General features: G+C 62.4%; 23 protein-coding genes and 2 tRNA genes. 23 read left to right on the forward strand and 2 right to left on the reverse strand.

What is annotated here, in order from left to right; genetic code table 11:
• Positions 1-103: 103 nt before the first annotated feature.
• The gene (gene pyk, locus AAAX59_RS04675; protein ID WP_035136807.1) at positions 104-1,564 is read right to left on the reverse strand and encodes a pyruvate kinase; all 1,461 of its coding nucleotides are present in this window, start codon (positions 1,562-1,564) and stop codon (positions 104-106) included.
• Positions 1,565-2,005: 441 nt separating this feature from the next.
• Between pyk and AAAX59_RS04680 the strand changes: the two genes are divergently transcribed.
• The 23 genes from AAAX59_RS04680 (at position 2,006) to AAAX59_RS04790 (ending at position 22,482) form a co-directional block, all read left to right on the forward strand.
• Positions 2,006-4,687: a cation-translocating P-type ATPase gene (locus tag AAAX59_RS04680; protein WP_217750950.1), complete on the forward strand. Its 2,682-nt coding sequence runs from the start codon at positions 2,006-2,008 to the stop codon at positions 4,685-4,687.
• A gap of 355 nt (positions 4,688-5,042) precedes the next feature.
• Positions 5,043-6,122, forward strand: a complete 1,080-nt coding sequence (gene rsgA / locus AAAX59_RS04685; RefSeq protein ID WP_349070895.1) for a ribosome small subunit-dependent GTPase A — start codon at positions 5,043-5,045, stop codon at positions 6,120-6,122.
• A 251-nt stretch (positions 6,123-6,373) separates the two neighbouring features.
• Entirely contained in the window at positions 6,374-7,033 is a 660-nt protein-coding gene (gene cpaB / locus AAAX59_RS04690) for a Flp pilus assembly protein CpaB (RefSeq protein WP_342995957.1), read from the forward strand.
• Positions 7,033-7,398 (forward strand): hypothetical protein, encoded by a 366-nt coding sequence (locus tag AAAX59_RS04695; RefSeq protein ID WP_349070873.1) that lies wholly within the window; start codon positions 7,033-7,035, stop codon positions 7,396-7,398. Before cpaB ends, AAAX59_RS04695 begins: the two co-directional genes overlap by 1 nt.
• 196 nt (positions 7,399-7,594) lie before the next feature.
• Positions 7,595-8,683 carry a P-loop NTPase gene (locus AAAX59_RS04700; RefSeq protein ID WP_349070875.1) on the forward strand — a complete coding sequence of 363 codons (1,089 nt, stop codon included), beginning with the start codon at positions 7,595-7,597 and terminating at the stop codon, positions 8,681-8,683.
• Positions 8,680-10,008 carry a CpaF family protein gene (locus AAAX59_RS04705; protein ID WP_022094028.1) on the forward strand — a complete coding sequence of 443 codons (1,329 nt, stop codon included), beginning with the start codon at positions 8,680-8,682 and terminating at the stop codon, positions 10,006-10,008. The genes AAAX59_RS04700 and AAAX59_RS04705 overlap by 4 nt, the downstream gene beginning before the upstream one ends.
• On the forward strand, positions 9,981-10,907 hold the full coding sequence (locus tag AAAX59_RS04710) for a type II secretion system F family protein (RefSeq protein WP_022094027.1): 927 nt from the start codon (positions 9,981-9,983) through the stop codon (positions 10,905-10,907). Before AAAX59_RS04705 ends, AAAX59_RS04710 begins: the two co-directional genes overlap by 28 nt.
• On the forward strand, positions 10,904-11,545 hold the full coding sequence (locus AAAX59_RS04715) for a type II secretion system F family protein (RefSeq protein ID WP_271737916.1): 642 nt from the start codon (positions 10,904-10,906) through the stop codon (positions 11,543-11,545). The genes AAAX59_RS04710 and AAAX59_RS04715 overlap by 4 nt, the downstream gene beginning before the upstream one ends.
• A gap of 10 nt (positions 11,546-11,555) precedes the next feature.
• A complete protein-coding gene (locus AAAX59_RS04720) occupies positions 11,556-11,789 on the forward strand; it encodes a hypothetical protein (RefSeq protein WP_118288839.1) in 234 nt (77 codons plus the stop codon).
• The gene (locus AAAX59_RS04725; RefSeq protein WP_022094025.1) at positions 11,753-12,316 is read left to right on the forward strand and encodes a hypothetical protein; all 564 of its coding nucleotides are present in this window, start codon (positions 11,753-11,755) and stop codon (positions 12,314-12,316) included. Before AAAX59_RS04720 ends, AAAX59_RS04725 begins: the two co-directional genes overlap by 37 nt.
• Before the next feature lies 1 nt (position 12,317).
• Positions 12,318-12,536: a hypothetical protein gene (locus AAAX59_RS04730; protein ID WP_022094024.1), complete on the forward strand. Its 219-nt coding sequence runs from the start codon at positions 12,318-12,320 to the stop codon at positions 12,534-12,536.
• On the forward strand, positions 12,523-13,008 hold the full coding sequence (locus AAAX59_RS04735; protein ID WP_271737917.1) for a TadE family protein: 486 nt from the start codon (positions 12,523-12,525) through the stop codon (positions 13,006-13,008). Before AAAX59_RS04730 ends, AAAX59_RS04735 begins: the two co-directional genes overlap by 14 nt.
• Positions 12,980-15,133 (forward strand): hypothetical protein, encoded by a 2,154-nt coding sequence (locus tag AAAX59_RS04740; RefSeq protein ID WP_349070877.1) that lies wholly within the window; start codon positions 12,980-12,982, stop codon positions 15,131-15,133. The genes AAAX59_RS04735 and AAAX59_RS04740 overlap by 29 nt, the downstream gene beginning before the upstream one ends.
• The gene (locus AAAX59_RS04745; RefSeq protein WP_349070878.1) at positions 15,133-15,609 is read left to right on the forward strand and encodes a hypothetical protein; all 477 of its coding nucleotides are present in this window, start codon (positions 15,133-15,135) and stop codon (positions 15,607-15,609) included. The genes AAAX59_RS04740 and AAAX59_RS04745 overlap by 1 nt, the downstream gene beginning before the upstream one ends.
• Positions 15,606-15,965, forward strand: coding sequence for a DUF192 domain-containing protein (locus AAAX59_RS04750; RefSeq protein ID WP_349070880.1), 360 nt, complete (start codon positions 15,606-15,608; stop codon positions 15,963-15,965). Before AAAX59_RS04745 ends, AAAX59_RS04750 begins: the two co-directional genes overlap by 4 nt.
• A 113-nt stretch (positions 15,966-16,078) precedes the next feature.
• Positions 16,079-16,363 carry a hypothetical protein gene (locus AAAX59_RS04755; RefSeq protein ID WP_349070882.1) on the forward strand — a complete coding sequence of 95 codons (285 nt, stop codon included), beginning with the start codon at positions 16,079-16,081 and terminating at the stop codon, positions 16,361-16,363.
• A gap of 123 nt (positions 16,364-16,486) precedes the next feature.
• A tRNA-Phe gene (locus AAAX59_RS04760) sits at positions 16,487-16,559 on the forward strand.
• 296 nt (positions 16,560-16,855) lie between these two features.
• Complete coding sequence (locus AAAX59_RS04765; protein WP_055309641.1) at positions 16,856-17,917, forward strand: cellulase family glycosylhydrolase; 1,062 nt, start codon at positions 16,856-16,858, stop codon at positions 17,915-17,917.
• A gap of 6 nt (positions 17,918-17,923) precedes the next feature.
• Entirely contained in the window at positions 17,924-18,802 is an 879-nt protein-coding gene (rsmI, locus tag AAAX59_RS04770; RefSeq protein ID WP_349070885.1) for a 16S rRNA (cytidine(1402)-2'-O)-methyltransferase, read from the forward strand.
• A 69-nt stretch (positions 18,803-18,871) separates the two neighbouring features.
• Positions 18,872-20,473, forward strand: coding sequence for a methionine--tRNA ligase (metG, locus tag AAAX59_RS04775; protein WP_349070886.1), 1,602 nt, complete (start codon positions 18,872-18,874; stop codon positions 20,471-20,473).
• A 111-nt stretch (positions 20,474-20,584) separates the two neighbouring features.
• Positions 20,585-21,445, forward strand: coding sequence for a 16S rRNA (adenine(1518)-N(6)/adenine(1519)-N(6))-dimethyltransferase RsmA (gene rsmA, locus AAAX59_RS04780; RefSeq protein ID WP_316369498.1), 861 nt, complete (start codon positions 20,585-20,587; stop codon positions 21,443-21,445).
• Complete coding sequence (locus AAAX59_RS04785) at positions 21,435-22,352, forward strand: TatD family hydrolase (protein ID WP_349070888.1); 918 nt, start codon at positions 21,435-21,437, stop codon at positions 22,350-22,352. The genes rsmA and AAAX59_RS04785 overlap by 11 nt, the downstream gene beginning before the upstream one ends.
• Positions 22,353-22,395: 43 nt before the next feature.
• Positions 22,396-22,482: transfer RNA gene (locus AAAX59_RS04790), tRNA-Leu, on the forward strand.
• 377 nt (positions 22,483-22,859) lie between these two features.
• Here the strand turns inward: AAAX59_RS04790 and AAAX59_RS04795 are convergent.
• On the reverse strand, positions 22,860-23,374 hold a 515-nt coding region (locus AAAX59_RS04795; RefSeq protein WP_349070891.1), incomplete at its 5' end, for a transposase.

A 23,374-nucleotide genomic window follows, 5' to 3' on the forward strand; every position in this document is an offset into this window, starting at 1 on the left:
ATCACAAATCGATGAAGCGGCATATGAGGTAGGTCCTAAAAAAGGGCCCGGAAGGCAAAGCCTTCCGGGCCCTTTGCAATGCAAGCGTGCTTGCAAGTGCGTTTTAGCGCACCTGAGCGACGTAAGCGACGTTGGTCGAGGAGACCTTGTCCTCGAGCTGGACGCTCATGCGTGGATCACCGGCGGTGGCGACGGTCAGGTCGCCGGCCTCGACGTAGCCGAGCTCCTTAGCGGTCTCGATCGCCTTGACGATCGTGCCGTTGACGGTGCCCTGGGTAATCTCGGCCTGGTGCGGGATAACGCCCCAGTACATGATCATCTGCTGGACGGCCCACTCGTGGCGGGAGAACGCGCAGATCGGCATGTTGGGACGGAAGTGCGAGATCAGGCGAGCGGTACGACCGGTGGTCGTCGGCACGGTGATGCACTTGGCGCCAACGGTGGTAGCCATGTTCACGGCGGACATACCCACAACGTTGTTGACGACGCGGGTGCCGTGAGCGTCAGCCGGAACCTCGAGCGGAGCGTGAGCCGGGAGGTACTTCTCGGTTTCGAGAGCAATGCTGGCTTGCATCTTGACGGCCTCGACCGGGTACTTACCGGCAGCGGACTCGCCGGACAGCATGACGGCGTCGGTGCCGTCGTAGATGGCGTTGGCAACGTCGGCAACCTCGGCGCGCGTCGGGCGCGGGTTCTGCTGCATGGAGTCGAGCATCTGCGTAGCGGTGATAACGGGCTTGTAGGCCGCGTTGCACTTAGCGATGATCTCCTTCTGGATGTGCGGAACGAGCTCGGGCTTGATCTCGATGCCCAGGTCGCCACGGGCGACCATGATGCCGTCGGAAGCCTCGAGGATCTCGTCGAAGTTCTCGACGCCCAGGGCGCACTCGATCTTCGGGAAGATCGTCACGTGCTCGCCGCCGTTCTCGCGGCAAAGCTCGCGGATGCCGCGGACGGATTCGCCGTCACGGATGAAGGAAGCGGCGATGTAGTCGATGTTCTCGGTCAGGCCAAAGAGGATGTCCTGACGATCGCGCTCGGTGATGGCGGGCAGCGAGATGTTGACGTTGGGCATGTTGACGCCCTTGCGCTCGCCGATCAGGCCGTCGTTCTTGACGACGCAGGTCATGTCCTGGCCGTCGACGGACTCGACCTCGAGGGCGACCAGGCCGTCATCGATCAGGATGAGGGAGCCCTTCTCGACCTCGGAGGGCAGAGCCAGGTAGTCGAGGGAGATATGCTCAGAGGTGCCGTGGAAATCCTCGGACGTGGGCTGAGCGGTGACGACGATCTTATCGCCGGTCTTGACGGCAACCTTCTTGCCATCGACCAGAAGGCCGGTGCGGACCTCGGGGCCCTTGGTGTCGAGCAGGATGCCGACGGGCAGACCGAGCTCCTTGGAAATACGACGGACGCGCTCGATGCGACCGTGGTGCTCGTCGTAGGATCCGTGCGAGAAGTTAAAACGGGCGACGTTCATGCCCGCCTTGATCATCTCGCGGATGGTCTCGTCGCTATCGCAGGCGGGACCCATGGTGCATACAATCTTGGTGCGCTTGTACATTCAGACCTCCATCTGACATCGTCTTGCGCTGATAGATAAACCATAAGAAATAAAACTGAGATGATTATAACGAAATGGCGACCGAATACCCCAAAAAATCGACCGTATGCCGAATTAGAAGTTCATTTTTTGCGGAAAAACGGTATATGCAAAAACTTTACCAACCGTTCTGACCGCTGCTATCTGGGCGATATTTCAGTTTGACGATGTGCCGAAGAAAAAACGTTTTATCAATATTGAGCATCACACGGTCTGCATCGTTGCACTCGAGCCGTGTTTCCAATTGGAATGTTTTGGCTAGACGCGCTGCTTTGGGGTACCATAGCTCCACTATCAACTGCCGCTCAGCACGGCAGCCTTGATGAGCCCTTGCCCTTCTCCTGGGAATTATGATCGGGCATCAATCTGCTGAGTGGCCCGAATCCCAGGAGGGGACTCTATATGCAAAAGGAATACCTGTCCGCCGCGGCGGAGGTGCTCAGCGACCAGGGCGTCGATGAGAACCTCGGCCTGAGCAACGACGAGGCGTCGTCGCGCCTCGCCAAGACAGGCCCTAACAAGCTCGAGGAAGCCGAGAAAACGCCGCTGTGGAAGCGTTTCTTTGAGCAGATGGCCGACCCCATGGTCATCATGCTGATCGTTGCCGCCGTCATCAGCGCGCTCACGGGTATGGTCAAGGGCGAGCCCGACTTTGCCGACGTCGCCATCATCATGTTCGTCGTTATCGTCAACTCGGTACTGGGCGTGGTCCAGGAAGCCAAGAGCGAAGAGGCCCTCGAGGCCCTGCAGGAGATGAGCGCGGCGCAGTCCAAGGTGCTGCGCGACGGCAAGCTCGTGCACCTGCCGAGCGCCGAGCTCGTGCCCGGCGATGTGATCATGCTCGAGGCGGGCGACTCCGTCCCGGCCGACTGCCGTGTGCTCGAGAGCGCCACGATGAAGATCGAGGAGGCCGCCCTTACCGGCGAGTCCGTGCCCGTCGAGAAGCATGCCAACGTCATTGAGCTCGCCGCCGGCACCGACGACGTGCCGCTCGGCGACCGCAAGAACATGTGCTACATGGGTTCCACCGTGGTATACGGCCGCGGTCGCGCCGTCGTGGTCGGCACCGGTATGAACACCGAGATGGGCAAGATCGCCGGCGCCCTGGCCGAGGCCAAGGAAGAGCTCACGCCGCTGCAGGTGAAGCTCGCCGAGCTCAGCCGCATCCTTACCATCATGGTTATCGTCATCTGCGTCGTCATCTTTGGCGTCGACATCATCCGCCACGGCGTGGGCAACGTTCTCACCGATCCGACCGCGCTGCTCGACACCTTTATGGTCGCTGTCTCGCTTGCCGTCGCCGCCATCCCCGAGGGCCTGGTTGCCGTCGTGACCATCGTGCTGTCGCTCGGCGTGACCAAGATGGCCAAGCGTCAGGCGATTATCCGCAAGCTCTCTGCCGTCGAGACCCTTGGCTGCACGCAGACCATCTGCTCCGACAAGACCGGTACCCTCACCCAGAACAAGATGACCGTCGTCAAGCACGAGCTCGCTGCGCCTAAGGAGAAGTTCCTGGCCGGCATGGCTCTGTGCTCCGACGCCCAGTGGGACGAGGAGCTGGGCGAGGCCGTGGGTGAGCCGACCGAGTGTGCGCTCGTCAACGATGCCGGCAAGGCGGGGCTCACTGGCCTGACTGCCGAGCATCCGCGCGTGGGCGAGGCCCCGTTTGACTCGGGCCGCAAGATGATGTCCGTGGTCGTCGAGACCCTGGACGGCGAGTATGAGCAGTACACCAAGGGCGCGCCCGACGTGGTGATCGGCCTGTGCACCCATATCTACGAGGGCGACAAGGTCGTTCCGCTGACCGAGGAGCGTCGCGCCGAGCTCGTGGCCGCCAACAAGGCCATGGCCGACGAGGCCCTGCGCGTGCTGGCGCTGGCAAGCCGCACCTACACCGAGGTCCCGGCCGACTGCAGCCCCGCTGCGCTCGAGCACGACCTGGTCTTCTGCGGCCTGTCCGGCATGATTGACCCGGTCCGCCCCGAGGTCGCCGACGCCATCCGCGAGGCCCACGATGCCGGTATCCGCACCGTCATGATTACGGGCGACCACATCGACACCGCCGTGGCCATCGCCAAGCAGCTGGGTATCGTCACCGATCGCAGCCAGGCCATCACGGGCGCCGACCTCGACCGCATGAGCGACGAGGAACTCGACGCGCACATCGAGGACTACGGCGTGTACGCCCGCGTTCAGCCCGAGCACAAGACCCGCATCGTCGAGGCTTGGAAGTCGCGCGACCAGATCGTGGCCATGACGGGCGACGGCGTCAACGACGCCCCGTCCATCAAGCGCGCCGACATCGGCGTTGGCATGGGCATCACCGGTACCGACGTCACCAAGAACGTCGCCGACATGGTGCTTGCCGATGACAACTTCGCCACCATCATCGGTGCCTGCGAAGAGGGCCGTCGCATCTACGACAACATCCGCAAGGTCATCCAGTTCCTGCTTTCGGCAAACCTTGCCGAGGTCTTCTCGGTGTTTATCGCCACGCTCATCGGCTTTACCATCTTCCAGCCGGTGCAGCTGCTGTGGGTGAACCTGGTTACCGACTGTTTCCCCGCGCTCGCGCTGGGCATGGAGGACGCCGAGGGCGACATTATGAAGCGCAAGCCGCGCAACGCTAAGGACGGTGTCTTCGCCGGACATATGGGTCTGGACTGCGTGGTCCAGGGTCTGATCATCACCGTGCTGGTGCTGGCGAGCTTCTTTGTGGGCGTGTACTTTGACATGGGCTACATTCACATCGCTGATATGATCGCCGGCAATGCCGACGAGGAAGGCGTGATGATGGCGTTCATCACGCTCAACATGGTCGAGATTTTCCACTGCTTCAATATGCGCAGCCGTCGTGCGTCGCTGTTCACCATGAAGAAGCAGAACAAGTGGCTGTGGGCTTCCGCTGCGCTGGCGCTGGTGCTGACGGTGATCGTGACCGTACAGCCGACGCTTGCCGAGATGTTCTTTGGCCCTGTGACGCTTGAGCTCAAGGGCGTTCTTGCCGCGCTGGGCCTGGCCTTCCTGATCATCCCACTGATGGAGATCTACAAGGCGATCATGCGCGCGGTGGAGAAAGAGTAACGTACCTGTCCGGGCCCGCCCGCCTGCGGGGTTTCCACGGACACGTCCTCGCCGCGTTGCGGCTGCGGGATGTGCCCTTTGGAAACCCCTCTCGGCGGGCGGGCCCTGCGGTGACGTTGCTGACTTTTCTCCCGTGTGGATGATAAAGGCCGAGGGAAAGTGTGTGAGTCGGTCGAGCATTTGCTCGACCGACTCTTTTTTGTGGGTAAAATACCTGCTCAGTTGTGTGGTTTTGTGCTGGGAGGCATCTGTGGGCAAGGCTAAGGCTAAAGCGAAGAAAAAGACGACGGGGGCGCGGGCTAAGCGCGATCGTCGTCGGAAGCTCGCGACCGAAGCTCCCGCATCTGCTGAGGAGCTGCTGGCAAGCGTGCCGGGACTCGACGCGCTGCAGGACGTTCCGGCGTTTGATGACCTGCCGGTCGATGAAGCTCAGCAGACTGCCTTTGATGATTTCTGCGCACATGCCGAGGAACCCGAGCAGATGCAGCTTGGCGCCGTGGTGCGCTTGGATCGCGGGTTTCCGCTGGTGGCGACTGCCAACGATACCTTCCGCGCCGAGCATGCCGTGGGGTTTGCCAAGTCGCGCGGCGAGGACGAGGTCCTGCTGCCTGCCGTGGGCGACCGTGTGGCGGTGCGCCGCGCTCCCGGGCACGATATGGGCGTGATTGAGTGCGTGCTGCCGCGCCGTACGAGCTTTGAGCGTTGGCGCGGCCGTGCCCGTGGAGAGCGCCAGGTGCTCTGCTCCAACGTGGATAGCGTGCTAATCGTGCAGGCGCTCGGTGCCGGTGAGGTGCTGCTCGACCGCGTGGCGCGCTCGCTGGTGTTGGCGCTCGACTGCGATGCCGAGCCGGTGGTGGTGCTTACCAAAGCTGACCGCTGCGATGCCGAGGAGCTCGAGCGCGATCTGGACCGCGTGCGCCGCCTGGTGGGTCCGGACGTGCGCGTGATCGTGACGTCCTCTGCCGAGGGCCGCGGCCTGGACGAGGTCCGTGCCTGCGTGCCCGCCGGGAGCTGTGCCATGATTCTGGGCGAGTCGGGTGCCGGTAAGTCGACGCTGCTCAATGCACTGCTGGGCCACGATACGTTGGCGACCGGCGGTGTGCGCGAACGCGACGACCAGGGCCGTCACACTACCGTTGCGCGCGTGATGGTGGCGCTGCCGGGCGACGCCGGCGTGATCGCCGATGCCCCGGGCCTGCGCAGCCTACCGCTCGTGGGTCACGAGCGGGGTCTGGCGCGCGCCTTCCCCGAGATTGTCGAGACATCGCGCGCGTGCCGGTTTGGCGATTGCACACATACCCATGAGCCGGGTTGCGCCGTTCGCGAGGCCGAGGACGCCGGGCAGATTGATAGCCTGCGTCTGGAAACGTTCCAAAACCTGGCGTCATCCATGCGCGTGAGTGCTCAAATGCTCGATCCCGATGTCCATCTGTAATTGATTTTTCCTATGACAGCCGTTTCCCAACTGTTCGGGAGACGGCTTTTTGCTGCGGAAAAGCCTCGAAACATGCAGTTTGCTGACGTGCTGACCAAAACCTTGCCACGAGCTTGACGGGCTGGTCAGCTTTTGGTCAGCGATTGGTTTGACATCGAAAACCAAGATTGCGATTGCGCCGCTTTGCACTCTGACCGCCCAGACAATGGTGGTACGGGCATTCGCCCGGCACTGCCATGAGAGGAGCGGCCGTGAACAAGAGCAAGCGCATCGCCATCAGTCTGGTCGCGGGCGTGCTCGCTGCTCTGCTCTGCATGGTTTACGGCTCATCGATCCGCTCACAAGCCGAACAGGTCCAGGCTGAGACCTTGGCCAAGTACGGTGGCGATCGTGTCGAGGTATGCGTCGCGGCGCGCGATATCGATGTGGGCGAGACCCTCGATGAGACCAATGTCATAACCCAGGAATGGCTGACGAGCCTGTTGCCGCGTGACGCGGCGACCGAGCTGCGCCAGGTGCGCGGCGACGTGACGACTTCGCGTATTCCCAAAAACGCCGTGATCTGCAATGTCTACACCAAGGCCGAGAGCCACAAGCTCGAGGTGCCTAAGGGCAAGGTTGCCGTTTCGGTGGCGGTCGATGCCGAGCACTCGGTCGGCGGTGCTACAGGCGTGGGCAGCTACGTGGATGTGTATGTGCAAAAAGACGGCGTAACCGATCGACTGTGCGGCGCGCACGTGATCGATACCAGTGAGGATTCCGGTGCCACGCGCGAGGGCAAGATCGAATGGGTGACGCTGGCGGCTGACCCCGAAGACGTCAAGGAACTGCTGGGAGCCTCGGGCAAGGGAACGGTCAGCTTGACGATTCCCGCCACGGCGCGCGGCAAAAAGAGCGGAGGCGACGAGTGATGAAGGCGATCTGGCTTGCGTGCTGCGCGTGCGGCGATTACGGGCTGTTGCAGCGGGAAGTCGAGGGCCGTGATGCGGGTGCACAGGTGCTTCGCGTGGGTGACCTGGACGGGCTGATTTCCATGGCGCGGGCGTTTCCGTCGCGCCGCGGGGCTGCCATCATCGCGGCGTCTCTGTTTGATATCGAAGATGTGCGCAAGACTGTTGCGCGCCTGACGGCCGAAGGCCGCGTGAGTCGCGTGGTCGTGTTGATAGAAGCGCTCGATCCGTCGGATATCGAGGGACTGTTTCGCGCGGGGGCGACCGAGGTCATCGCTGCGCACAGCATATGCGGCAACGGGCGCGCGGGCGAGGGAGCGGGTTGATTCCGATCGGCGCATGACGATTGAGCCCGATGCTTTTGTTGATAGGGAACCCGGGGCGCCTCGCGCTACAAGAGGCCCGCGTGTTGATGATTATGGAAAAGCGGAAGCCGAGCATGGTCGGCGCCCCCGGAACCCCCTTGTATACGATGACGCTGGAGGGCCGGCACAGCATGCTGGCGACTCCCCGGCTGTAGATATGGGATACGTGCACGGCGTGAATCTGGCGGATGAACTTGACGAAGTTGAGGGCTTTGCCGGGTGCGGCGAGTTGTCGCTGATGCAGCATGAGCAGATTGCACAGAACGAGCCTGCCTTGCAGACCGAACAAGCTGCCATGCCGGCTTGGACGCAGCGTGTGGTTGCGGCGGGGGAGACGGGGACGCTGTCGCCGACGCCCGCCCCGCCGCCTCCGATGCCGCCGGCAGACGCTGCCGCTCCGCAGCATCGAGCTCCGGTCATCTGCGCCATTTCGGGTTCGGGCGGTTGCGGCAAGTCGACGATCGTTGCCACCATGGCACACATATCGTCGCTGTTGGGCTTGCGTGCCGCCGTGCTCGACCTGGACCTGATGTTTGGAAACCTTTACGACTTGTTAGGCGTCGATGCTCCGCGCGATATGGCGGCACTTATCGAGCCGTCGGCGGCGGGCGCGCTCACCGAGCCGGATATCGTAGCCACATCGATGCGCGTGGCGCCGGGCGTTACGCTCTGGGGTCCCGTCGCGGCGCCCGAGCAAGCCGAGCTCATGGCACGTCCGGTGGAGCTATTGCTTGATGTCCTGCGTCGCGAATCCGACGTGGTCTTTATCGATACCTCGGTCTTTTGGGGCGACGCCGTGGCGGCTGCGGTGGCGGCGAGCGACCGTTGCCTGGTCGTTGGCGATGCGGCGGTGTCGTCCGCGACATCGGCATCGCGCGTCATTGAACTGGCAAGTCGAGTAGGTGTGCCGCGCACGCGCATGAGCGCCGTGTTCAACCGGTTCGGTGCGCGCGGGGCAGACGAGGACGTCGCCATGCGCTTTGAGATTGCCTGTGCGTTGAGCTCAAAGATTCGTATCGCCGATGGCGGGCAGGATCTCGCCGCGCTCATGGCGTTTGGGCGCGCTGACGAGGCAGTGGGTCAGACGAGCGCTTTCGCGACCAGCGTGCGCGAGGCCACGCGCGAGATGCTCGTGGAACTGGGGTGCGCCGTCGGCCCTTGGAGCGATATGGTCGCCGACCGTGCAACGCGCACCGAACGCCCGCGTATCCGCCTTCCCTGGTCGCGCGAGGGTGATCAGCGATGAGCCTGCAAACGAGGATTAAGGCTGCCGGCGCTGCAGCGGCTGCAGCGCCTGTAGATGCGGGGCGTCGTCGCGCGGTGAAACGACGCACCAAGCGCGCTGTGATGGACCGCATGGGTTACGACGAAGTGGCGCGTATCAGCGCCTATATCGACCCGGCGCTTGCCCGCTCGGAATTGCGTCCCGCGGTGGAGGCGGCGCTCAATGTTGAGGAACCGACCGATCTCGCGACGTCCGAACGCGAGACCATCATCGACGAGATTTTGGATGACGTGGTGGGCCTGGGGCCGTTGCAGCCGCTCATCGAGGACGACACCGTTACCGAGATCATGATCAACGGCTGCCGCTCGGCCTTCTTTGAACGCGGCGGCGTCTTGTACCCTATCGAGCATGCGTTTGAGGATGATGAGCAGATCCGTGTGCTTATCGACCGCATCATCTCGCCACTTGGCCGCCGTATCGACGAGCGCAGCCCCATCGTCAACGCTCGCCTTAAAACGGGCTATCGCGTCAACGCGGTGATTCCGCCTGTGGCGATTGACGGACCGATTCTCACCATCCGAAAGTTCTCGGACCGCATCTGCTCGCTGGACGAGCTTGTGGGGCTGGGGTCACTGCCGCTTTGGTATGCGCAGCTGCTGTCGTGCGCGGTGTCGCTGCGACAGGACCTGGCGGTTGCGGGAGGCACGGGATCTGGTAAGACCACCCTGCTCAACGCGCTGTCATGCGAGATTTCCACCGGCGAGCGCATCGTGACGATCGAGGACTCTGCCGAGCTCAAGTTTGCGCATCATCCGCACGTGGTGCGCCTAGAGGCGCGCGAGGCTTCAATTGAGGGCGAGGGCGCGGTGACGATCCGCGACCTGGTGACCAATGCCCTGCGCATGCGCCCCGACCGCATCGTGGTGGGCGAGGTGCGCGGTGCCGAGTGCTGCGACATGTTGCAGGCCATGAATACGGGCCACGACGGGTCGCTCACCACACTTCATGCGGGTTCAGAACAGGAGACCGTGGTGCGTCTGACGTTGCTTGCACGTTATGGCATCGATCTGCCGAGCGAGCTCATCGAGGAGCAGATTGCCATGGCGCTCGACGGCATCGTGATGTCCGAGCGCCACGCCGATGGCAGGCGCTTCGTCTCCTCGTATTCGGGGGTGCGTCGCGCCGCGTCGGGCGGCGTAGAGCTCGAGCGCTATGTGACTTTCGATGCCGCCGAGCGCACCTGGGCGCTTGACCGCGAGCCGCCGTTTATCGCAGAAGGCCTGCGGTCGGGGACGCTCACACAAGAGGAGGTGGACGAATGGAGGTCGCTGTGCCCCTCGTCGTAGGGGGTTTGGCAGGGTTTTCTGTTGCGACGGCGTGCGGGGCGGAACCTCGTGTGCCGCAGGTGCCGCCGGCGGAGCTGGCGCGTCAGGCGCTCGAGACGGTGGCAGAGAAGCTGCCGCGTGAGCTGGTGGAAAACGATCTGCTGAAAAAGATCGCCCGTTCGTGGGCATCGCTGGCTCCGGCGCATCGCCTTGGCCTCGTGATTGAAGATGCTTCGGGGCGTTTGGCGTTTCTACTGCTATCGAGCGGTGTCTGCAGCGTTTTACTAACGATGGTGTCGTTATCGCCCCTCGGGTTTGCCTTGGGACTTGTTGCTCCGATTGCCGCTGGCGCCGCTCGGGATGGCTTTGAGAGCCGGCGCGAGCAACACGATGCAGAAGAGGCCATGCCCGAGGCGTTTACCGCACTTTCCATGTCGCTTGCCTCGGGACATTCGCTGGCCCAGGGCATGCGCTTTGTGGGCGCTCATGCGCAAGAACCGGTGCATACCGAGTTTTTGCGGGTGGCGGCGGCGATCGATTGCGGTATCTCGGCGACCGACGCGCTCGATGACTTGCTCGTGCGCATCGACGCCCCCGGTCTTTCGCTTGTGACCTTGGCGCTTAAGGTGTCACAGCGCACCGGCGCTCCGCTTGCCGACTTGCTGTCCGAGGCGTCGAGCATGGTAGGGGAGCGCATTGAGCTCAAGCGCCGCCTGGATGTCAAGACGTCGCAGGCTCGCATGTCGGCGCATATGGTCGCGGCGATGCCGGCGGGCATGTGCGCGGTGTTGGCGCTGCTTTCGGCAGATTTTCGTCGCGGTCTTGCGACGCCTGCCGGTGCGGGCGCTGTGGTGCTGGGTCTCGCCCTCAACGCCGTTGCCCTGGTGGTTATCCGGCGCATTATGAGGGTGGAGCTATGAGCGCCCCAGTTGCAGTTGCGGCTTGCCTGTGCGCCCTGAGTGTATTTATCGCGACGGGTTTGGATCGGGCGGATGCACGCAAGATCGCAGGGGCCTGCAAGCGCGAGGCGGTGCTGGTCGCTGCCGCGGGTCGCTCAGTGGTCGATGCCCTGACCGCGCGAGTGAAGGGCGCGGTTGGAGCGGGCGGCCCGGCGCGAGTTTCGCTCGGCGAAGTGTCCGAGATGATCGATGTTGTGCGCTTGGGTCTTTCGGCCGGTCTTTCGTTTGATGCGGCGCTTGAGATTTTCTGCGCCAACCGCCGGTCAGTGCTGGCTCTTCGCCTTGAGCGGGCCTGCATGGCGTGGCAGGTGGGCGTGGGCACGCGTGAGGACGAGTTGTTGGCCGCCGCGCGCGATCTGGACGTACGAGCGCTCGAGACCTTTGCCATCACGGTGGGGCAGGCGCTCGCCCTGGGTGCCCCACTTGCCGAGACGCTGGCCGCTCAAAGTCGCGAGATCCGTGCGGCTCATCGCGCCGCGGTCGAGCGTGAGATCGAGCGTGCGCCCGTCAAGCTGCTGATCCCCACCGGCACGCTCATCTTGCCGGCGTTGCTTCTGTCCATATTGGGCCCGCTGCTGGGAGCAGGCGGGATGATGTAGGGAGGAATACATGAACACGATGGTCGAAGTTGCTGACAAGGCTTGGAACTGGGCTTTTTGCCGGGCGATCCGCGCTCGCCAGCATGCCAAGGAGCTGTTGCGGGAGGAGAGCGCGCAGGGTACCACCGAGTACGCCATTTTGGTGGGCGTGCTTGTGGTGATCGCGATTATTGCCATCGTTGCATTTAAAGGCAAGGTCCAAGATCTATGGAACGCTATCAGCGAGGGCATCAACAGTCTGTAGAGGGCGAGCGCCCCATCGGGGTGCTGCTGGTGTTTGCTTGCCTGACCGTGGCGATAGCGGCGGTGCTTTGGGGGCTTAACGCCGCGCGGCAGCAGCGTCCTGGGGCCGCCTTCGATTCGGGCTCAGATTCGGCGGTGGCGACTCAAAAAGATGAGATGCGAGATGCGGACGATTCGGATGTCGCTGTCACGGCGCAAACCTTTCTGCGGACGCTCGACAAGCGGTCTGGCACTGCGACGGATTCGCCTGAGGACAACGCGATTGCGGTCCGGCTTGCATGGTCCGAGGACCGACCGATGACCGAGGCAGCGGCGGATATGTTACGCGCCTACCGCGAGGTGCCAACGGCCCAGCTCGCCCTGAGCGGCTATCTCGATATTAAGGGCAACGTATGGGGCGCCATCGTGCGTGACGGACGCGGCTGGGTCGATATGGTGACGGTTGCCGCGGATACCGGCGATGCTTCGTGTCGTCTGCGCGCCGTGCGCCTGGTCCCGCAAACAATAAGCTCAAAGGAGGGATCGTGAAATGCATGGCGTTCTGCGTGAAGAGGTTGCCCAAGCGACTGTGGAATACGCCATCGTCACGGTGGCGCTGTTATCGATCGTGCTGGCGATCGCGGGGCTTTGGCGTGCTGGCACCGATGGGCGCTTGGCGGCGCTGGTTGAGCGGGCGGCATCCCATGGCGTTGCCTCGACGTCGGTTATCGACGCCGCTGCGGGCGCTAAGGACATTGCGTTGTATTGATATCGCGCGCGAGGACCGGGCGCAGTCTACGGTCGAGGCCGCTTTTTTGCTGCCGACGTTTCTGACGCTCATCCTTCTCGCACTGCAACCGGTGTGCCTGCTCTATACGCGCGCGGTCATGGAGTCTGCCGCCGCCGAGACCGCGCGGCTCATGACCACGACGACGGCGGAGGACGACGATCTTAAGGAGTTCACCCGCCGCCGGCTTGCCGCGGTGCCCAACGTTTCGATCTTTCATGCCGGCGGGCCGTTGTCGTGGAATATCGAGCTTGGTCGGGCCGGTGCGGGTGGCGTCTCGTCCGTGTCCGTTTCCGGCGAGGTCAGGCCGTTGCCTGTGATCGGTGCGTTTGCGCAGGCTATGGGTGGTACCGCCGAGGGCGGCTACGTTGAGCTCAAGGTCGATGTCTCGTATCAATCACGTCCCGAATGGCTGGAGGGAGATTATGATTCGTGGATTGCTACATGGGATTAAGCGTTTCTGGTCTAGATGCGTTTTGACGCGCCGTCCGAGCTGCCATCGCAAGCGAGGCGGCTTTATGGGCCGCGCCGGTATCGACCTGTTTATCGAAGACGGTGCCTACACCACGCTTTCTTCTGCCGTGGTCATCCTAGTGGTGCTCACGTTGTTGTTTTCGTCGACCGCGGCGATATGGAGCATGTCGCGTGCCGGGGATACCCAGGTGGCGGCCGATAGCGGCGCGCTGGCGGGTGCCAACGTAGTGTCGTCCTATCACACGGCTGCCACGGTGGTTGATGCGAGCATCTTGAGTCTGGGGCTGGCGGGGTTTGCCACAATCGGGACGGGCCTGGTCGCCATCCTCATCCCGGGTGCCGAACCAGTTGCCGGCAATATGGTCGACACCGGGATTGAGATCATTAAAACGCGCAACAAGTTTGCCAAAAGCGCATCGGAAGGCTTACAGAAAATCGAGACGGCTCTGCCGTATCTGATCGCCGCGCGTGCCACGCAGGCGGTGTCGGCGCAGGATACCGATAGTGTGACCTATACCGGTACGGCGCTTGCCGTGCCCAGGACATCCGAGTCTGATTTTGTTGCGCTCGAGGGTTCCGAGATCTCGACCGATGCCATTAAAGATGCGTCGGAAGATCTGGAGCGCGCGGCCGAGGAGCTACAAAAAGCATCGGAGGAGACGGCGAAGGCAAAGGAGCGTGCCTGGCTAGCGGATTGCGGTGGATCGGATAAAGGTTCGGTCGGCAGCTGTTCGTGTATGTGGGAGCGCGCGAAAAGCCTAACGGATCTCTCCGGTGTTCAAAATCCGCATTACGCTTCGAGCGTTACGTGGGAGCCTCAAGTTGCCCTTGATCGCGCGAAGGACTACTACCATTGGCGTCTGACAAATGAGAAGCCCCACGGCTCGAGTGTCGAGATGAGGGCAGAGTCTGCGGCGCGTAAGGCGTTTTATACCTATGCGAGTGCGGAGGTCGATCGGGCATATATAACCGAGAACGGAGACAGGGTTTCCTCCTATATTCCACTGTTGCCGCGCAACTCTGATGAGGTTCGGGCGACGGAGCTCTATACCGATGCGGTGTGGCCGACGAGCGTGAACGATGACAAGGCGTATCTGCATTACGGGACGACCTGCCCTAACTATAAGAAAGGGACGCCGAGCGGATTTGCTTCGGTTGCCGATTACGATGGACAGGATAAATGCAGCAAATGCCATTTTGGCGTTTCGTCGCTTGGTGCTGTTGCGGCGCCTTCAACCTCTATCGAAAACGGCTTCGAGTATCACTTTGACAAGTTTAAAGACGCCCTGGAAGACTACGTCGAATGCCGCAACAAAGAGCTCGAGCTCGAACGTCAGACCGAAGACGAGACCGACCGTGCGAGCAATGCGTTTGACCAGGCCATCAAAGCGCTTTCGGGCGAGCGTCCGCGTATCGCTCCGCCCGGTCGCAACGGCGTAGTTGCCCTTGCGGTTTCGGGTGCCATCTCGAGCCCCGATGAGCTCAACTCTTCGTTTAGCACGGCAGTCAGGCTCGGCGATCGCGGTGCTATCTCTGCCGCGGTGTTGGCACCCGATGAGGCGACGGCGCAAAACAACGTGCTTTCGCGATTTTTCTCGACATTGAAGGAACGCTCGGGCGGCGTTGCCGGCGTGCTCGACGGCGTCATGGATGTTTGGGGACGGCTGCTCGTAGGATACGGTGATATCCAAGGTTCGGCCGACGAACTTATGGACGAGATGATTAAAGGCCTAGGAGGGGGCAGCGGCGCGTTGGGTTCCATCGCATCGTGGCTCGGCGATACCGTTTCGGCGTCCATGGCGGCGTTGGGTCTGGAACCGTGCGACTTGCGCCTGCGAAAGCCAGTGCTGACCGATTCCGCCAACGTCATTAAGAGCCCGGGGTCTGACATTGCTGGTCTCTCTCAAGCGCAAGACAAGCTGCGAAGTATTCCGTTGGGCGTGACCGATCCCAAGGCGCTTTGCGAGGCGTTGGAATATCAAGTCGAACGCACCATTAGCGGTACGGTGTTCACGCTTGCGGAGATTCCTCTGCCCGGCGGCGGCTCCATCCCACTCACCGTCGATGTTGCCACGCTGGTTGGCGCTCTGGGCGGTGGGTCGTAATGAGTATCCGCATGCGTCTGCGCGAGGAGCGCGCCCAAGCGACGGTGGAGATGGCGGTGGTTACGCCCGTTTTGCTGGTGCTGGCACTCATCGTGTACAACGTCATGATCTTTGCCAGCGCTGTCGCGCGCTTCGACCGCGTGGTACCCGACATCGTGTTGGCGCACGCCGTGGCGTCGGAGGGGGAGGGCGACGAAAGCTCTGCCGATGCCTCGGCGGCGGTTCAGACTCAAATTCTGAATGCCATGGAAGGCTATGACTTGCGGATCGAAGTGTCGAGCGAGCAAGGCGCGAAGGCATCGGATGGTGGCCTGCTCTCCCTATCCGGTACGTTTAGGACCTACACCTGCACCATGCACTATGAGCCGTGGCCGACTTCTCTCAGCATCGCTGGCGTTTCGCTGGGGGCGCCGACAACGTTGTCGCACGAGCGCGCGGTGACGGTCGATCCATGGCGTCCGGGGGTGGTCATGTGACCGCGGTCTCGTCCTACATCGCCTACGCGCGGGCACTCAACAGGCTGGGTTGGACGCCGGCCGAGTTTGCGGTGGCGGAGTCGTTTGCCGTGCGCCTGCGCGGCATGCTGGGACGGCGTCCGGTTGCCGCCAACGGCCTGCCGCTCGTCATGGCATTTCCACGCTGCTCTTCGGTCCATACGTGTTTTATGGCCTATCCCATCGACATCGCCTTCATCGATCGCGACGGCAATATCCTCGCGCGCTACGAAAACGTACGTCCCTGGCGTATGTGCTCCTGCCCCGGCGCCTGGGCCGCACTAGAGCGCCCTTCAATCATTGTTTCGACCCCTGCTCTCCAACGCGTGCCGGCTTAAGAATTGGCGACAGCGGACTTTCGTCATACGAAATTGGGTAAGATGGAGGAGAAGATGCATGGATGTTGAGATCCATCCCAACGCTCAAAAGCACCTGACGGAAGGGGTCGATGATGGGTAAGACGTATACGGCCGCTAATGGTCAGGTTGTAACGGATGAAATGATTGACGCGTGGTGCGAGTCGTACGAGCGCGGAGAGTTTCCGGATGGCGAACACGCCGTTGGTGGGATCGTGCATGGACGGCCCCCACTCTCAGGTGAGGGGACGGCAACGCTGTCGGTCAAGATTCCTCTGGGAATGAAGGAGGCCATTCGTCGACGGGCGGCTGCCGAGGGGATGACGCCAAGTGAGTTTGCCCGTGCGGCTCTGAGCGAAAAACTTCTTGCTGCCGGCTGATGCCTCTGACGTGCCGATTTAAAGAACCGAGGCTGTGCTCAAAAACTTTTTTGAAATTCTCGGCTGACCGGAACGCGTCCTTGGTTATACTAATCAAGCCTTGAAACAAGGCACACCTCAAATGGCTGGGTAGCTCAGTTGGTAGAGCAGAGGACTGAAAATCCTCGTGTCAGGGGTTCGATTCCCTTCCCCGCCACCTTGAATTGACTAGGACCTCTGCAAAGGGGTCCTTTTCTTTTATGTAGGGTTCTGCGGAAACTGTGTCCCAGAATAAGGGCTCAGAACGGGACACACTTTCCGGTGCCTGCCTTTGGCGCGCGTACACCCCTCGTCGCACCATTCCGAGCCCGCCCGCCCCAGACATTCCTCCCACTTTCGCGTCACTTTGCAGACCGTTCGGTCGCCTGTCCGCACACGCGGGTATACTCAAAACGATACTTATCCTATGCAATACGATGCGGGTTCGACCTGCATGATCCGAAGGGGGCAGTGATGGAGAGGATACTCGGCGTTAATCTCTCTGGCTGGTTTATTCCCGAGCCTTGGGTGACCCCGTCGCTGTACGCGGCGACCGGCGCATCCAACGCAGCCGAGCTGCAGGAGGCCATGGGTACCGCCGCCTATAACGAGCGCATGCGTCGTCATTACGAGACGTTTGTGAGCGAGGACGATTTTCGCCGCATGGCGCAGATCGGTCTCAATGCCGTGCGTCTGCCGGTGCCCTGGTATGCCTTTGGCTCACAGGAGTCCGATGCCTCCTACATATCGGTTGTCGATTACATCGACCGCGCGATTGAGTGGGCTGCCAAGTACGATATCCGCGTGCTGCTCGATCTGGCAACCGTGCCCGGTGGCCAGGGCGATTCCAACGATTCGCCCACCACGCCGGAGGCTGTCGCCGAGTGGCATTCGTCCACCAACGGCCGTCATGTCGCACTCGACGTGCTCGAGCGCTTGGCCGATCGCTATGGCGAGGCCGAGAGCCTGCTGGGCATTGAGCTGCTGGACACGCCGCAGATGAGCGTTCGCAAGAGCCTCTTCACCATGACGGATGGCATTCCCGCTCACTACCTGCGCAATTTCTATCGCGATGCCTACGAGCTCGTCCGTTCGTATATGCCCGAGGATAAGATCGTCGTCTTCTCGTCGTCGGGGCATCCCAGCGAGTGGAAGCATTTTATGCGCGGCGCCAAGTACAAGAACGTCTACATGGACCTTCACCTGTACCATTACCGCGACGAGTATGCGCTCGACATCACGAGCCCCCGCGGGCTGACGACGGCGATTTCGCGTAACAAGCGCGAGCTTAAAGAAGCGATTTCGACAGGGTTCCCCGTGCTGGTGGGCGAATGGTCGGGTGCGGCGATCTTTGCCAACTCGTCGGTTACGCCCGAGGGCCGCAATGCCTACGAGCGCGTGTTTATCGCCAACCAGCTGGCTTCGTTTGCGCCGGCTGCCGGTTGGTTCTTCCAAACGTGGAAGACCGAGAAGCGCATTGCAGCATGGGACGCCCGCGCGGCGCTCGGTACGCTCGAGCGCGGCATGATTGAATAGGTTGATATGACGCAAAACAGCGCCCATACGGGCAAACTCTATGTGGTCGGCACGCCCATCGGCAACCTGGGCGACCTGTCCCCGCGCGTTGGTGAGGCTTTTGCCGCCGCCGATGCCATCTGCTGTGAAGACACGCGTGTGACGTCAAAGCTGCTGATGCACCTGGGCATTTCCAAGCCGCTTGTCCGTTGCGACGAGAATGTGATCGCTAGCCGCGCTGCCGGCCTGGTCGACCGTCTGCTGGCGGGGGAGACCCTCGCCTTTGCCTCGGACGCCGGCATGCCGAGCGTGTCCGATCCCGGCCAGGCGTTGGTCGAGGCGGCGCGTGAGGCCGATGTGCCCGTCGAAGTTATTCCCGGGCCCTCTGCTTGCGTCACGGCGCTTGTTTCGTCCGGCATTCCCTGCGAGCATTTTTTCTTCGAGGGCTTTTTGGGCCGAAAGCACGGCGACCGTGTGCGCCGTTTGCAGCGCCTTGCCGTGGTGCCCGGCGCACTCATCTTCTACGAGTCTCCACATCGCATCGTGGCGACGCTCGAGGCCGTGGCGGAGGTCTTTCCCCAGCGTGAGCTTGCCGTCTGCCGCGAACTCACCAAGCTGCACGAGGAGGTCTTGCGCGGGCCCGCTGCCCAGCTTGCCGAGGAGCTGCGTGCTCGCGGCGAGGTAAAGGGCGAGATTGCGCTGGTCATCGCGCCGCCGAGCGAGGACGAGGAGGCTGGCATCGTGCCGGTTGGCGCTGCGGCAGCGGATCCCGACGAGGCCCTGCGCGAGGATATCCGCGCCGCGCTCGAGGAGGGGGAGCCCGCCTCTGCGGTGGCCAAGCGCCTGTCTCAGAAGTATTCGCGCCGCAAGCGTGATGTCTATGCCATGGTGCTCGATATGCAATAGATGGAGGATATCCAGCCCTTGCGCTAGAATCATCCCCTGTATGCAACGTTTTTCTGGAGGACAAACCCCATGGATCAAAGCAAGCCTTCGTTCTTTATCACGACGCCCATCTACTACGTCAACGCCGATCCGCACCTGGGCACGGCTTATTCCACCATCATCGCCGACGTTCAGGCTCGCTATCGCCGCTCCGCCGGCTATAACGTCAAGTTCCTGACCGGCATGGACGAGCACGGCGAGAAGGTCGCCGAGGCCGCAGCCAAGCATGGCATGACGCCGCAGGAGTGGACCGATAGTCAGGCCCCGCACTTCAAGGAGCTTTGGAGCAAGCTCGAGATTTCCAACGACGACTTCATCCGCACCACCGAGCCGCGCCAGCATCATGCCGTGCAGTATCTGTGGGAGCGCATGAAGGAGTCCGGCTACCTGTATAAGGGCAGCTACGACGGTTGGTATTGCGTGCCCGACGAGACCTACTTCACCGATACGCAGGTCCAGAAGGGCGACGAGGAGTACGGCAGCGTCGGCCAGCATCTATGCCCCGACTGCCACCGTCCGCTTGAGCGCGTGCAGGAGGAGTCCTACTTCTTTAAGCTTTCCGCCTTCCAGGACAAGCTTCTCAAGCTCTATGACGAGCACCCCGACTTTGTCGAGCCTGCGTTCCGCATGAACGAGGTACGTAGCTTTGTCGAGGGTGGCCTTAACGACCTTTCCGTGAGCCGTACGAGCTTTGACTGGGGCATTCAGGTCCCGTTTGACGAGGGTCACGTGACCTACGTGTGGTTCGATGCGCTGCTCAACTACATGACGGCCGTCGGCTACGGTGTCGACACCGACGAGGCCCGTGCCGAGCTGGCCTATCGCTGGCCCGCGCAGTTCCATATTGTGGGTAAGGACATCATTCGCTTCCACTGCGTCATTTGGCCCGCCATGCTCATGGCCATCGGCGAGGCCCTGCCCGAGCACGTCTTTGCCCACGGCTTCCTGACCGTGCGCAATGCCGAGACCGGCAAGGCCGAGAAGATGTCCAAGAGCCGCGGTAACGCCATCGCTCCGCAGGATGTTATCGACATGCTGGGTGTCGAGGGCTATCGCTACTACTTCATGACCGACGTCGTCCCCGGCACCGACGGCGCCATCAGCTTCGAGCGCATGGAGCAGGTCTACAACGCCGACCTGGCCAACAGCTGGGGCAACCTCATCTCGCGCTCGCTCAACATGAGCGCAAAGTACTTTGACGGCTGTGCCCCGGCTAAACCGGCGTCTGCCGACGCGTTCGATAACCCGCTGGCAAAGATCGCCGACGGCCTGGTCGAGCGCTACATGGCCAAGATGGACGTGCTCGATTACGGCGGAGCCAAGGACGAGGTCATGGAACTCATCCATGCCGCTAACCACTACATCGAGGACTCCGAGCCTTGGGCGCTTGCCAAGGACGAGGCTAAGGCCGACGAGCTGGCATTTGTGATCTACAACCTGCTCGAGGCCATCCGCATCGCCGCTCACCTGCTGATGCCGCTCATGCCCCAGACTTCTGCCGAGGCTCTGCGCCGCCTGTCTTGCGAGGACGAGGCCGCGAGCGACGACCTCAAGGGCATCTGCGCCTGGGGCCTGCTTGCCGGCGGTCAGCCCGTCGAGAAGGGTGACCCGCTGTTCCCGCGCCTGGGCTAAGACGTCGCGCGAGTGCCATATCGACAATTTGCTGTGTAACGGTAAGGGCATGGCCGCAACGGTCCATGCCCTTTTACTTTACGATGCAGCCACCATGTTAAGGAGGCAACCATGACAACTTCGCCTTTGGCAAACCCCACGGCAACTAGGGAGCTGCTAGAGGAGTTTGGCCTTGCGACCAAGCATCGCCTGGGCCAAAACTTCCTGATCGACAACCATGTGATCGAACGTATCTGTGAGCTCGCTGAGCTTGCGGGCGATGAGCGCGTGCTCGAGGTCGGCCCGGGTTGCGGCACGCTGACGTTGGCCCTGCTGCAGGAGGCGGCGTGCGTTACGTCGATTGAGGCCGATCCTGAGCTTGAGCCGGTGCTCGATGCCCACGCCGCCGACTATGCCAACTTCCGCTTTATCATGGGCGATGCGCTCAAGGTGACGCCGGAGCAGATTGAGCAGGCCGCCGGTGGTGAACCCACGGTGTTTGTCGCGAATCTGCCCTATAACGTGGCGGCGACGATCATCCTTCAGTTCTTCCAGACGATGCCCGCGCTTAAGCGCGCTGTCGTCATGGTGCAAAAGGAGGTTGCCGATCGCATTGCCGCAGTGCCGGGCAACAAGACCTATGGCGGCTATACGGCAAAGCTCGGCCTGTATGCGCAGGTGACGGGTCGCTTTGAGGTGCCGCCGCGTTGCTTTATGCCGGCGCCGCACGTGGACTCGGCCGTCGTGCGTATCGACCGTGTTGACGGTGTGGTACCCGAAGGGCTCGATCGCGAATTTGTGGCCCGCGTGATTGATGCTGCATTTGCCCAGCGCCGCAAGACCATCCGCAATTCCATGAGCGCCAACGGCTTTGCCAAGGACGTGCTCGATGCCGCCTTTGAGGCTTGCGGTATCGCACCCACCACGCGCGCCGAGACGCTCGACGTCGCCGCCTTTGTGCGCCTGGCTCGGGAGCTTTCCCATGACGCTTAATACCGACCGCGTGACGTTTACCAAGAAAAAGAAGACGGTTGCTTGTCCCGTGCCCTTGGCACCGCTTGCCGACACACATGCGCATCTGCTTTCGTTCTGGGGCAAGGATGTGCCCGAGACACTCGTGCGTGCCAAGGCGGCGGGCATCGACCTGTTGGTGACGGTCTTCGATCCCATTGCCGATAAGCGCGTCGTGACGGACTATAGCGACTGGCTGACGCGCGAGATTCTGCCGATGCAGGATATCCCGCAGATCAAGTATCTTGCCGGCGTGCATCCGTATGGCGCGCCGGACTATACCGACGACGTTCACGCGCAGGTTGTTGCTGCGCTTGATGACCCTTTGTGCGCCGGTATTGGCGAAATCGGTCTGGACTACCACATGGACTATGACGACGATATCGCGCCGGCACCCCATAACGTGCAGATTGACTGCATGGCGCGCCAGCTCGAGCTTGCCGTGTGTCGTAACGTGCCGGTGGAGCTGCATCTGCGTCACGAGGACATGGACCAGGAGCGTACCTCGCACGTGGACGCCTACAACGTGCTTCGTGAGGTGGGCGTGCCCCAGGCCGGTTGTGTGCTGCACTGTTTTGGCGAGGACCGCGCCACGATGGAGCGCTTTGTGGAGCTGGGCTGCTATATCGCCTATGGTGGTGCGGCCACCTTTAAGCGCAACGACGACGTGCGCGAGGCATTTGCGGCAACCCCGCTCGACCGCATTTTGTTCGAGACGGATTGCCCGTATATGGCTCCGGAGCCCATCCGCGGTCTTGAATGCGAGCCCGCAATGATCTCCATTACGGCAAACGCGCTGGTTAACGACCGTGTCGATCGCACTGGTGAGGACGCCGAAACAATCGCGCATGCCGCTTGGGAAAATGCCTGCAAACTTTTTCAAAAATAGTTCTTGCGTTCGCGGTGGCGCTCCGTTATTCTAATTCCTGCACGCGGGCGTGGCGGAATTGGCAGACGCGTACGGTTCAGGTCCGTATGGGGGCAACCCCATGAAGGTTCAAGTCCTTTCGCCCGCACCATTGATTGAAAGAGCTCCCAGCAATGGGGGCTTTTTTGTAATATGAGAAAGCCATTGTCAATAGGCGTGTTTGTTCGAGCCCGGTTTTAAACCGGGCTTTTTCGTTTCCCGTCGGGAGAGCCCGCGCACGCTGCATGGCTTAGTCGACGCTTGCCTGGCAAGCTAATATCCGCGGGCTCTTGCGGGCGCGCTGCCGGCGGTCAGCCCGGTATGTCCGCGCACCCCACCGCATTTCGATTCTCCGTCCGGCGCGCTCGTCCGAAACCAGTCTTGTTCACGGGCGCGGCCCTTGGGCTGCCCAAAAAGGGCTCGTGAACGCGCGCCGGCGATGCGTCGAGGCGCGGGCCCTCCCGGCGGGAGGCTTGTTGTCCGACGGGGTCAGCCGAGGGTCCCCTCCGCCCGGCGCCCGATCTCCCAGACCCAGCAGGCGAGCTCGCGCGCGACGGCGGCGTTTGCCTTGCACGAGCTCTTGCCCGCCGCCGCCAGCGCCTCGCGGCGGCGGCAGAGCCTGGCGGTGCAGTCGTCGGCGCGCGCCCGGATCGCCGCGGGGACGTCCGCGCCGGGCGCCGGGGCCTTCGGGCGGGGCGTGCACGTCAGGTAGTGCCACGCCGACTCCACCAGTGCCGTCCTGGCGAGCCGGTTGCCCGTCTTGGTTATCCCGCCGCGCCGCTCGGTCTCGCCGCTCGAGCGCTCCGACGGGACCAGCCCGCACCAGCTCGCGAAGGCCGGGGCCGTCCGGAACCTCGTGAAGGAGCCCGCCTCGGCTGCGAGCCTGAAGGCCGTCAGGGTGTCGATTCCCTTGATGCAGGAGAGCGCCTCCACCGTCGCCCGCCAGCGGTCGGTGCCCGCCAGCGCGACGACCCTCCTCTCGAGCTGCCGCCTGTCCGACTCCG

The sequence above is a fragment of the Collinsella sp. CLA-ER-H2 genome, from assembly GCF_040092405.1.
GTDB lineage: Bacteria > Actinomycetota > Coriobacteriia > Coriobacteriales > Coriobacteriaceae > Collinsella.